Source organism: Streptomyces sp. KLMMK (assembly GCF_036961605.1).
Taxonomy (GTDB): Bacteria; Actinomycetota; Actinomycetes; order Streptomycetales; family Streptomycetaceae; genus Streptomyces; species Streptomyces telluris.
Map to the genome: position 1 here is coordinate 1 of NZ_JBAMDC010000218.1, position 11,577 is coordinate 11,577.

At 72.9% G+C, this 11,577-nt stretch carries 9 protein-coding genes; 1 reads left to right on the plus strand and 8 read right to left on the minus strand.

Translation table 11 applies throughout. The annotated features are described in order from the left end of the window. The first annotated feature begins 186 nt into the window (after window positions 1-186). A complete protein-coding gene (locus tag V7793_RS25090) occupies window positions 187-669 on the plus strand; it encodes a carboxymuconolactone decarboxylase family protein (RefSeq protein ID WP_336010175.1) in 483 nt (160 codons plus the stop codon). A gap of 101 nt (window positions 670-770) precedes the next feature. Here the strand turns inward: V7793_RS25090 and V7793_RS25095 are convergent, their stop codons facing one another. From V7793_RS25095 to V7793_RS25130, 8 genes are all read right to left on the minus strand, one after another. Further along, window positions 771-1,745 carry an ABC transporter substrate-binding protein gene (locus tag V7793_RS25095; protein WP_443057989.1) on the minus strand — a complete coding sequence of 325 codons (975 nt, stop codon included), beginning with the start codon at window positions 1,743-1,745 and terminating at the stop codon, window positions 771-773. Continuing rightward, window positions 1,735-3,720 carry an ABC transporter permease subunit gene (locus V7793_RS25100; protein WP_336010187.1) on the minus strand — a complete coding sequence of 662 codons (1,986 nt, stop codon included), beginning with the start codon at window positions 3,718-3,720 and terminating at the stop codon, window positions 1,735-1,737. The genes V7793_RS25095 and V7793_RS25100 overlap by 11 nt, the downstream gene beginning before the upstream one ends. A 23-nt stretch (window positions 3,721-3,743) precedes the next feature. Next, window positions 3,744-4,820 (minus strand): quaternary amine ABC transporter ATP-binding protein, encoded by a 1,077-nt coding sequence (locus tag V7793_RS25105; RefSeq protein ID WP_336010189.1) that lies wholly within the window; start codon window positions 4,818-4,820, stop codon window positions 3,744-3,746. Window positions 4,821-4,858: 38 nt separating this feature from the next. Beyond that, window positions 4,859-6,421, minus strand: coding sequence for a GMC family oxidoreductase (locus tag V7793_RS25110; RefSeq protein WP_336010177.1), 1,563 nt, complete (start codon window positions 6,419-6,421; stop codon window positions 4,859-4,861). A 52-nt stretch (window positions 6,422-6,473) separates the two neighbouring features. After that, window positions 6,474-7,982 carry an aldehyde dehydrogenase family protein gene (locus V7793_RS25115; protein WP_336010179.1) on the minus strand — a complete coding sequence of 503 codons (1,509 nt, stop codon included), beginning with the start codon at window positions 7,980-7,982 and terminating at the stop codon, window positions 6,474-6,476. A gap of 126 nt (window positions 7,983-8,108) precedes the next feature. Continuing rightward, complete coding sequence (locus V7793_RS25120) at window positions 8,109-9,167, minus strand: hypothetical protein (protein ID WP_336010181.1); 1,059 nt, start codon at window positions 9,165-9,167, stop codon at window positions 8,109-8,111. Window positions 9,168-9,180: 13 nt separating this feature from the next. After that, window positions 9,181-9,768, minus strand: a complete 588-nt coding sequence (locus V7793_RS25125; protein ID WP_336010183.1) for a hypothetical protein — start codon at window positions 9,766-9,768, stop codon at window positions 9,181-9,183. After that, complete coding sequence (locus tag V7793_RS25130) at window positions 9,765-11,441, minus strand: hypothetical protein (protein WP_336010184.1); 1,677 nt, start codon at window positions 11,439-11,441, stop codon at window positions 9,765-9,767. Before V7793_RS25130 ends, V7793_RS25125 begins: the two co-directional genes overlap by 4 nt. Between the last annotated feature and the right edge of the window lie 136 nt (window positions 11,442-11,577).

Genomic DNA, 11,577 nt, shown 5'->3' on the forward strand with positions numbered 1-11,577 from the left:
TGCGGACGGCCTCGCGCAGGGCCCGGATGAGGGAGGCGCGCACGCCGCCCGGCCCGCTCAGGTCCAGGTGGAAGTCCACGCCCGCGCCGGCGCCGGCGACCGCGGGTCCGGCCTCCGAAGTGGCCCATGCTTTCTCCATGGGAATGGACCATACCTGTGGGCTGCCCCCGGCCTAGTGTCGTATCCATGACGAACGCGACCACACAGAACACCACCCACCACCACGCCCCCCGCATGCTGCTCCACGAGGTCGCCCCCGAGGTCCAGAAGGCGATGCTGAGCCTGGAGCGGGCCGCCCGCAAGGGCCTGGAGACCTCCCTCATCGAGCTGGTCAAGATCCGCGCCTCGCAGCTCAACCACTGCGCCTTCTGCCTGGACATGCACACCAAGGACGCCCGCCGCCTGGGCGAGACCGAGGAGCGCATCTACCTCCTCAACGCGTGGCACGAGGCGGCCGGCTTCTACACGGAGAAGGAGCAGGCGGCGCTCGCCCTGACCGAGGCGGTCACCCTGCTGCCCTCCGGCGTCTCCGACGAGGTCTACGACCGGGCGGCGAAGCACTTCCCCCAGGAGGAGCTCGCCCAGCTGATCGCCATGATCGTCACCATCAACGCCTGGAACCGCATCGGCGTGACGACGGGCCTGGCTCCGGGCGCGTACTCCGCCTGATCCCCCCTTGCACGCGCGAGCGGCGCCGTCCACGGGGGTACGGCGCCGCTCGGCTGCTTCCTGCTCCTTGCTGCACGTGCCAGGTGCTGCGTGCTACCTGCTCACGGCAGCCACTTCTTCCAGACGTCCGGGTTCTTCTCCACCCAGCGCTTCGCGGCCTCGTCCGCGCTGAGCTTGTCCTCGGCGATCATCTGCGAGACGGCGTTCTGGTCGTCCTTCGACCACTGGAAGTTCTTCAGGAAGCGGGCCGCCTTGCCACCCTTGCGGGTGAAGTCCGCATTGAGGAACTTCTTCAGCGGCGTGGTGGGGTAGGCGCAGTTCACCGTCGCCGGGTCCTTCGCGCCCTTGTCCGCGCACTCCTCGGTGTACTCGGGCAGCTTCACCTCCACCATCGGCACCTCGTTGAAGAGCCACTGGGGCTCGTACCAGTAGGTGAGGAAGGGCTTCTTGTCCTTGGCGGACTGCTGGATCTGGGTGATCTGCGCCGCCTCGGAGCCCGCGAAGACGACCTTGTAGTCCAGGTCGAGGTTCTTCACGAGCGCCTTGTCGTTGGTGACGTACGACGGCGAGCCGTCCAGGAGCTGGCCCTTGCCGCCGCTCTCGGGCGAGCGCAGCTGCGACGCGTACTTGTTGAGGTTGCGCCAGTCGAGGACGTCGGGGTGGGCGTCGGCGAAGTACTTCGGCACCCACCAGCCGATGTGGCCGGTGACGCCGAGGTCGCCGCCGGAGGCGATCGTCTTCTTCTCCTCGACGTACCGCTTCTCCTGCTCCGGGTGGCCCCAGTCCTCCATGATCGCGTCGACGCGGCCCTGGCTGAGGGCGTCCCAGGCGGGCACCTCGTCCACCTGCACGGTGTCGACGCGGTAGCCCAGCTCGTGCTCCAGCAGGTACTTGGCGACGGCCGTGTTGGCCCGCGCGCCCACCCAGGACTGCACGGACAGGGTGACGGTCTTCGTCCCCGCCGCATCGGCGTACGGGGACGCCTGCTTGGTCATGTCGGCCGCGCCGCAGCCGGTGGCCGTGGCGGCGGCCAGGACGCACAGCGCGGCCGCCGCCGTCATCGTCTTACGCGCCATCACGCGCTCCCTTCGTCGGCTGCGTGACCCGGTCGAGCATCAGCCCCAGGCACGCGATGGCCACACCCGCGGTGAGACCCGTGGCCAGGTCGCCCTGGGCCAGGCCGAAGACGACCTCGTAGCCGAGCGCGCCGCCGCCGACGAGACCGCCGATGATGACGACCGACAGCACCAGCACCACGGCCTGGTTGACCGCGAGCAGCAGCTGCGGGCGGGCCAGCGGGAACTGCACCTGGCGCAGCTGCTGGCCGCCGGTCGCGCCCAGCGAGCGGGCCGACTCCATCGCACCGGGGTTCACCCGGCGCAGGCCCTCGCTCGCGATGCGGACGACGGCGGGCAGCGCGTAGACAACCGCGGCCGCGGCGGCCGGGGCCCGGCCGATGCCGAACAGCGCCACGACGGGGATCAGGTACACGAACTGCGGCATCGTCTGGAAGACGTCCAGGACCGGCCGCAGCAGCCGCTCCACGCGCGGGCTGCGCGCGGCGGGCACGGCGATCGTGAAGCCGAGGACGAGCGTGACGGCCACGGCGGCCACCACCTGCGAGAGCGTGTCCATCGACAGCTCCCAGCGGCCCAGCACGCCGATCGCGGCCAGCGACAGGACGGCCGTCAGCGCCGTGCGCCACGTGCCGATCAGCCAGGCGAGGGCGGCCACGAGGAGGAGGGCGCCCCACCAGGGGAGGGCCAGGAGGCCGTCGCGCAGGGGGTCGAGGACCCAGGCGGTGTAGTGGGCGGCGAGGTCGGCGGTGCCGCCGATGCCCGGGAGGCCGGTGTAGAGGTGGTCGACCATCCAGTCCTTGGCGTCGTTCACCGGGGCGGCGATCGCCACCGTCCAGCCGTCCGGCCAGGGCTTGTCGCCCGTGGCGAGGGCCGCCGTGACCACCGCGGCCGAGGCCGCGAGCCATGCGGTCGTTCGCCGGGTGCGGCCCGTCGTCCGGTTGTGCCCGCGGCGGGAAGGCCGGGAGGACCCGGCGGCCGCGCCTGCCGTCGTGCGGTCCAGGACGATCGCCAGCAGCACGATCGGGATGCCCGCGGCCAGGGCGCTGCCGACGTCCACCGTCGACAGGGCCTGGTAGACGCGGTCCCCCAGGCCGTCCGCGCCGATCACGGAGGCGATGACGGCCATGGACAGGGCCATCATGATGGTCTGGTTGACGCCCAGGAGCAGCTCGCGGCGGGCGAGCGGCAGGCGTGCGGTCAGCAGCCGCTGCCGTCCGGTCGCGCCGAGCGACTCCACCGCTTCCAGGACGCCCTTGTCGGTGGAGCGCAGGCCGAGCGCGGTGAGGCGGGCCATGGGCGGCGCCGCGTAGACGACGGTCGCCAGGACGGCGGGCGCCACGCCGATGCCGAAGACGAGGACGACGGGCAGCAGGTACGCGAAGGCGGGCAGCGCCTGCATGGTGTCGAGGATGGGCCGCAGCGCGCGGAACGTACGGTCCGACAGGCCCGCTGCGAGGCCCATGAGCGCGCCCACGGCGACGGACACCGCCACCGCGACGATCATCAGGGCGAGCGTGCGCATCGTGGGCACCCACATGCCGAGCAGGCCGCAGGCGGCGAACGAGGCGAGGGCGGTCACGGCGACCCGTGCGCCCGCGACGCGCCAGGCGATCAGGGCCGCCGCTGCCGTCACGCCGGCCCAGCCGAGGGCCAGGAGGACGGTGTAGACGGCGTGCACGGCGCCGATGATCGCGCCGCTGATGTGCCCGAAGAAGTAGAGGAAGGCCCAGTGGCTGTCGCGGTTGTCGATGATCCAGTCGCTGGCCCCGGTCAGGGGCTTGCTCAGGTCGACGGTGAGCGCGGACGGCCAGGTGCCGCTGCCGTGGAGCGCTGCCGCCACGGGTACGAGGACGGCCGCGGCGGCGGCGAGGACGAGCAGCTTGCGGGCCGCGGGGCGGGCCCACAGGGCGCGCAGCGCGAGGCCCGCGGGGTGCGGCCCGGTGGTGTCGCGGCCGGGCGGCGCCGTCTTCATCTGCGGAGGAGCTGTGTGTACGGTCACGCCGCGGTCCTTTCGCCGGCGTCCAGGCCCGCGACCACGCCCAGCAGGCTGCGGTGGTCGACGACGCCGACGCAGCGGCCGCCGTCGACGACGCGGGCCGGGGTGCCCGTGCGCGCGACCGTCTCGATCGCTTCCGCGACGGTCGTCGTGGGGGCGAGGGACTCGCCCGCCTCCGACTCGCCCGCGGCGGCGGGCCGCATGGCGCGCCGGACGGTCAGGACCTGTTCGCGCGGGACGTCCCGCACGAAGTCGCGGACGTAGTCGTCCGCGGGGGAGCCCACGATCTCCTCCGGCGTGCCGCACTGCACGACGCGGCCGTCGCGCATCAGGGCGATCCGGTCGCCGAGGCGCAGCGCCTCGGACAGGTCGTGGGTGATGAAGACCATGGTGCGGCCCTCGTCGCGGTGCAGGCGGACGACCTCCTCCTGCATGTCGCGGCGGATGAGCGGGTCGAGGGCGCTGAACGGCTCGTCGAACAGGAGGACTTCGGGGTCGGCGGCGAGGGCGCGGGCGAGGCCCACGCGCTGCTGCTGGCCGCCGGAGAGCTGGCCGGGGCGGCGGTCCTCCATGCCCGCGAGGCCGACCTTCTCCACCATCTCGGCGGCCTTGGCGCGGCGTTCGGCCTTGGCGACGCCCTGGATCTCCAGCCCGTAGGCGACGTTGTCGAGGACGGAGCGGTGCGGAAGCAGGCCGAAGTGCTGGAAGACCATGGCCGCGCGGTGGCGGCGCAGCTCGCGCAGGGCGCCCTTGTCCATGCCGCACACGTCCTCGCCGTCGATGGCGATGGTGCCGGAGGTCGGCTCGATGAGCCGGGTCAGGCAGCGGACGAGCGTGGACTTGCCGGAGCCGGAGAGGCCCATGACGACGAAGACCTCGCCCTGGCGGACGTCGAAGGAGACGTCGCGGACGGCCACGGTGCAGCCGGCCCGCTCGCGCAGCTCCTCGGCGGAGAGGGCGGCCAGCTCGCTGCCGGGGACGCGGTCGGCCTTCGGTCCGAAGACCTTCCACAGGTTGCGGACGGAGAAGACGGCCGGGGCGTCGGCCGCGGCGGTCTGCGGCGTGCCCTCGGGCAGGGGGCCGGTGGGTGCGCCGGTGCCGGCGCCGGTGCCGTTCACCGGGCGTCACCCCCGGTGCCGGGGCCTGCCACAAGCATCTCCGCGCACTTCTCTCCCACCATCAGGACTCCGATCATCGGGTTCACTGCGGGCATCGTCGGGAAGACGGACGCGTCCGCGATGCGGATGTTCTCCAGGCCGCGGATCCGCAGCTGGGGGTCGACCACGGCGAGGGCGTCGCCTGCGGCGCCCATCCGGCAGGTGCCGGCGGGGTGGTAGACGGTGTGGGCCGCCTTGCGGACGAGTTCGCCGATCTCGGCGTCCTCGGTGACCTCGGGCCCGGGGAAGACCTCGCGCTTGAGCCACTTCCTGAACGGCTCGGCCTCGGCGACCTTGCGGGCGAGCTTGATGCCGTCGACGAGGGTGCGGCCGTCGTAGTCGTTCTCGTCCTCGAAGTACCGGAAGTCGAGGGCGGGCTTGACCTCGGGGTCCGCGGAGGTGAGGTAGAGGCGGCCGCGGGCGCGGGACTTGGGGATGTTGGGGGTCATGGACACGCCGTGCTCGGGGCGTTCGTAGCCCAGGCGCTCGGGGTTGTCCGTGAAGGGGATCTGGTAGAAGTGGAACATCAGGTCGGGGCCCTGGTGCTCCGGGTCCCGCTTGACGAACAGGCCCGCGTCGGAGTCCATCGCGGAGTTGCCCGGGATGGGCCCCTCGGTCTCCCAGACGATGACCGACTCGGGGTGGTCGATGAGGTTCTCGCCGACGCCCGGCAGGTCGAGCACGCAGGGTATGCCGAGCGCTTCGAGGTCCTTCTTCGGGCCGATGCCGGAGTGCATCAGCAGCCGGGGGGTGTCGACGGCTCCGGCGCACACCAGCACCTCGCGGCCGGCCTCGACGTAGATCTCCTCGCCGGCCTTGGTGCGGACGTGCACGCCCGTGGCGCGGGTGCCGTCCAGCTCCAGCTTGTGCGCCCAGGTCTCCAGCATCAGGCGGAGGTTGGGCCGGTCGCCGGCCTCCATGTGGGGGTGGAGGTAGGCGACGGAGGCGGAGGAGCGCTTGTTGTTCTCCGGGTGGTACGCGAGGTCGAAGAAGCCGACGCCCTCGTCGAAGGGCTTGTCGTTGAAGCCGGTGACCTCGGGGACGCCGAGCGCGGTCTTGACGGCCTCGATCCAGTCGGAGGCGATGGCGTTCTGGTCCTTCTTGGCGACCCGCACGATGTTGTTGCGGAGCTTGCCGAAGTAGGGGTCCATGTCCTTCGCGCCCCAGCCCGCGGCGCCCGCGGCCTCCCACTCGTCCCAGTCGGAGGGCAGGGGCTTGAAGGAGATGAGGGTGTTGTGGGAGGAGCAGCCGCCCAGCACCTTGGCGCGGCTGTGCAGGATGTGCGAGTTGCCGCGGGGCTGTTCCGTGGTGGTGTACTCGTAGTCCAGCTCTCCGCCGAGCAGGCCGAGCCACTTGCGCAGCGTCAGCACGTCCTCGCGGTCGATGTCGGACGGGCCGCCTTCGATGACGACGACGGAGGTCCCGGGGTCCTCCGCGAGGCGGGAGGCGATGACCGAGCCGGCGGTGCCGCCGCCGACGACGACGTAATCGGCCGTGATCTTCTGGGCTACGGGGGGCATGGGGGTACTCCTCGGGGGCAGGAAGGTTCTTCGCTTACGGAATGAGGCTGGCTCAGCCGGCGAACCAGCGCACCGGCTCGGGCGCGAGGTTCTGGTAGATGTGCTTGGCCTCGCGGTATTCGGCCAGGCCCGCGGGGCCGAGCTCGCGGCCGATGCCGGACTTGCCGAACCCGCCCCACTCCGCCTGCGGCAGGTAGGGGTGGAAGTCGTTGATCCAGACGGTGCCGTGGCGCAGCCGGCCGGCGACGCGGCGGGCGCGGCCGGCGTCCTTCGTCCACACGGCGCCGGCGAGGCCGTACTCGGTGTCGTTGGCCAGGGCCACGGCCTCGTCCTCGGTGCGGAAGACCTCGACGGTGAGGATCGGGCCGAAGGTCTCCTCGCGGACGACCTTCATCGCGCGGTGGCAGTGGTCGAGGACGGTCGGCGCGAAGAAGTAACCGCCCGCGGGGCGCGCCTCGTCCGGCTCCGGCTGGGCGCCGCCGCAGCGCAGCGTCGCGCCCTCGGCGAGGGCGGAGGCGACGTACGCCTCGGTCTTGTCGAGCTGCTGCGCGGAGACCAGCGGGCCGCACTCGACGCCGTCCTCGGTGCCGCGGCCGAGGCGGATCTTCGCGGCGCGGCGGGCGAGTTCGGCGACGAAGCGGTCGCGGACGGACTCCTCGACGATGAGGCGGGAGCCGGCCGAGCAGACCTGGCCGCTGTGGATGAACGCGGCGTTGAGGGCCTGGTCGACGGCGGTGTCGAAGTCCTCGTCGGTCGCGCAGGCGTCGGCGAAGACCACATTGGGGTTCTTGCCGCCGAGTTCGAGGGCGACCTTCTTCACGGTGGGCGCCGCGGCCTGCATCACCTTGGTGCCGGAGGCGAGGCCGCCGGTGAAGGAGACGAGGTCGACGTCGGGGTGCTCGGACAGGCGGGCGCCCACGGGGTCGCCCGCGCCGGTGACGAGGTTGCCCACGCCGTCCGGCAGACCCGCCTCCACCAGCAGCTTCATCAGCAGCACGGTGGACAGCGGGGTGACCTCGCTGGGCTTGACGACGAAGGTGTTGCCCGCCGCCAGCGCGGGGGCGATCTTCCAGCTGGCCTGCAGCAGCGGGTAGTTCCAGGGAGTGATCAGCGCGCAGACGCCGACCGGCTCGTGGACGACGACGCTGTGCACGGTGTCCGAGCCCGCGTCGACGACGCGCCCGCCGCCCTCGTTCACGACGAGGTCGGCGAAGTAGCGGAAGGCGTCGGTCACGCAGTCGACGTCGGTGCGGCCCTCTTCGAGGGTCTTGCCGGTGTCCCGGCTCTCGGTCAGCGCGATCTCCTCGCGGTCGCGCTGGAGGAGTTCCGCGACGCGGCGCAGCAGCGCCGCCCGCTCGGCCACGGGCGTCCGCGGCCAGACGCCCTGCCCGCCGTCGAAGGCGCGGCGGGCCGCGGCGACGGCGGCGTCCGTGTCGTCGGCGCCGCCCTCGGAGACCACGGCGAGGGTCTTGGCGTCCGCGGGGTCGAGCACCTCCCGCTGGGCACCGGACGCGGCGGCGCGCCACACCCCGTCGACGTGGATGGTCTCGGCTGACGACATGTCTTCTCTGCCTTCCGGTTCCTGGTCTGTCCCGCTGCCGCCGGGCAGGACGCTCGGGCGGCAACGGGACGCGCCTAACCAAAAGGCGAAAAGCTATGCCTCTTTCTTTACAAAGAGTGACACGGGTCACTGAGTGTCGCTGCCGCCACCGCTGCTCGCGCAGTACCCGGAAGGGCAGAACGACCGCAGCAGCACCCGGTAGATCTCCTGGTGCCCGGCCCACTCGCCGGCCGGCCCCGCGACCAGCAGGGCGTACTGCCGCCGGTCGGGCCCGTTGAACGCCCGGTCGACGACGCGGCGCACCGTGCCGTCGGGCCGGACGTAGGTGTACTCCAGCTCCGCCGCGTCGGACGAGGGGCTGCCCACAGTGGTCAGCCCCAGCTTGCGGTACCCCTTGTTTTTGGACACGGCCCGCTCGGTCTCCTCCAGGGCCGCGTAGGGCGTCGGCTCGGGACCCGCCAGGGTGAACACCTGGATCAGGCTGTTGCCGTCCGCCCGCTTGAAGAAGACGCTGGCGCCCTCCGTGGTGCGCTCCCACCCCTGCGGGACGTCCGCACGGAAACCGGAGAGGTCCTCCGTGCGCCGGAAACCGGCCGGGGCTTCCTGGGCGGCCGAGCCCTGACCGGACCCCGGTCCGGATCCGGACCCGGAGCCGGAGCCCGTTCCGGAGAAGGTGCCGGGCGGGGAGCTCGGGCTGTAGCCGCCCGTGGCGTAGCCCGTGGCACCCGCGGTGTAGCCGCCCGTGAACCCGCCGGTCGTCCCGCCGGTGACCCCACCGGTCGTCCCTCCCGTGGTGCCCGTGGTGCCCGTGGTGCCGGAGATGCTGCCGTACGACGGGCCCGGGCTCGGCAGGACGCTCGCGCTCGCGCCGGGCGATGCGTCACCGGAGATGCCCGGACCCGGATCACCTCCGTCGTCCCGCATCAGGGCCCAGGCCCCGACACCCAGGCCGCCCATGAGGACCACCCCGGCCAGCGCACCGGCCAGGATCGCCGCGTGCGAGGGCCCCTCGGGCAGGCCGTCCGGCGGCCCGGGGAGCAGGTGGACCTCGGGCTCGTCGGGATCGTGGAGGCGGTCGTGGAGACGCCCGCGCTCATCCGCGGCGTCCCCCGGCGCCGCGTGCGGTCGCCGTCCGGGCGGGTCGTCCTCGACCCATTGCTGGAGATCCGCGTCCCAGCGGCTCATGTGCCCCTCCCCCTCACGCCAGCAACCGGCCGGCGGTCTCGGCGACCGTGGCCGCCGAGGCCAGGCCGCCCGCGGCCGTGGTTCCGCTGCTCAGCAGGGCCCGCAGCCGCACCAGGCGGCCACGCTGCGTGCGGCCGGTGCGGCGGGCCTCCTCCTCCAGGCCGGCGAGCTCGTCGCCGACCGCATCGACGCCGTCGCCCTCGGCCCGGACGAGCAGGGGCAGTTGGCGGCGCAGCTCCGCGACGGCCTCCAGCAGCTCGGGCGGCACGGCCATGACCTCCCGGGAGGAGTCGACGGCCCGGGCCTGCCGGCCCGCGGCGACCGCGCCTCCCGAGAGCTCGCCGACCACGACGCCCCCGTGGCCGGGCGATTCCGCGGGCACGGGCACTAAGCCGGTGCCGGGATGAGCGTCCCGGCCGGCCCGCTCGGTGTGGCTCCCGGTCCTCTCGGCCTGGTGCGCGGCCCGTTCCGCGTGGTTCTCGGCCTGCGCGCGGTCCCCGGCGGCCACGGCGCCGCCCGTCATCCGGCCGATGGCGATGCCGCCTCCGCTGCCGGCACCTCCGCCGGTGGCGCTGCCGCCGCCCTGCTTGCGATCCGTCATGATCCCCCGTCCTTCGTGGTGTTCTTGGCCTGGGCACCGCTGCCCGCGGCCACGGCGCCGCCGCTCATCGAGCCGATGAAGACACCGCCGTCGCTGACCTGCACGATCTGCTGCTCGAACTGGTCGGTCTCATAGCCCTGGGAGCGCAGTGCGTCCCGTACGCCGCTCGCGATCCGGTCCTGGACCGTCTTCACATAGCGGCTGATGTCCATCTCCTGGAACAGCGAGACGGACTGCACCCCGGCGATCTCCCGCACCGAGCCCGCGGGGCCGTCCGGGACCGCGCGGCGCGGGTCGGCCAGCCATGTGCGGAAGCCGGCGACGGCCGTGCGCACCGTCGAGACGGCGGACGCGAACCCGGCGGCGGGCGCGGTCAGCAGGGCGCGGACGCCGTCGCGCAGGATGTCGTCCTCGCCGCGGGCGGCGATCACGTCGACCGCGCGGAACTCCGGCTTGACCGGCTTGAGCACGTGCGGCACGACCTCCAGCACCAGCATGCCGCCCTGGGTGTGCACCCTGACCAGCACGGAGACGACGACCTGCTCGTCCCAGGCGCCGACGCGGACCCGCAGGAAGTAGCGGCGGGCCTCGCCGCCCTCGTCCACGGCGTCCCGCAGGTGCTGCCGGACGACGGGCGCGTCGTAGCGGACCTCCGGCCGGGGCGGGCCCACCGGCAGGTAGACGAACTCCTCGATCTCCAGGTCCTTCAGCCGGTCGCGGCTGGTCGCGGCGGCGGAGTCGCGCAGCGCCTCCAGGCGCGGCCGGATCAGGTCCACGACGGCGCGGGCGGTGAATGGCGGCCGCGGACCGCCCTTGCCACCGTCGCGGGGCTTGAGCTCCAGGACGAGCGACCACGGCTCGTGCGGGCGGCCCATGCCGAGGAACGGGCGGGAGGGGTCGTAGATGGTCAGCCCCGCGTACTGCTCGCGGTCGATCGTCGCCGCGATACGGCGGTGGTGGCGCGAGCGCGGCACCGCGCGGGGGTGGTGGGCGAAGGCCTCCCGGCCGAGCTCCAGGCGCATGACGGAGGCGACGCGCGAGCGGTGCATCCACACGGGCAGGACGAGGAGCAGCGGGAAGAGCAGGGCCGCCCAGTTGCCCGCGCCCTCGAACAGGGCGACCAGGACGAAACCCCAGTAGCCGAGCTGCAGCACGGGCGGCCCGACCGCCCGCAGGGCGCGCAGCGAGGTCCGCCCCTTGACGGCCTCGCGCAGGGTCTTGTTGTCGACCGCGTAGACGGCGCTCCCGCGCCCGGCGGCCGCCTGCCCGATCCACTGCACCACGCAGACCGCGGCGTAGAGGACCGCCCAGGGAAGCTCGGTTTCCGGGTCGGCGCCCGCGTCGGTCGCGAACCCGACGGCGAAGAACGCGACCCACAAACAGGCCAGCAGCACCGCCGTGAGCGCGTCCTGCGCACGCGCCCGCAGCGCGTGGGTGAGCACCGGCACGACGTCGACGCCGAGCGACGGCGCGATCGGCCGCTCCTCGTGCTCCACCAGCTCTTCGACGACGCGCCGGCGGAAGTCGAGATCGAGGTACGCCCCCGCGCAGAGCAGGCGGGTGGCTTCGCTCCGCGCGTCGGGCCGTACGCCGGGCCTGCCGGTACCGGCCGTTCTCGCGGGCCCGGAAGACGTGGCCTGATCGGTTCTTGCGGATCCGGCGGATAAGCTCATGAACTCTCCGATCGTCGAACTCACCTGCGAATATGCAGGAGTTGACGGATTTTCGGAGAACTCACAATAAGCCAATCCGCTTCCCGCCGACCCCGCTTGCACTCGGATAACGGACGAAAAAACGACCCCGTACGGA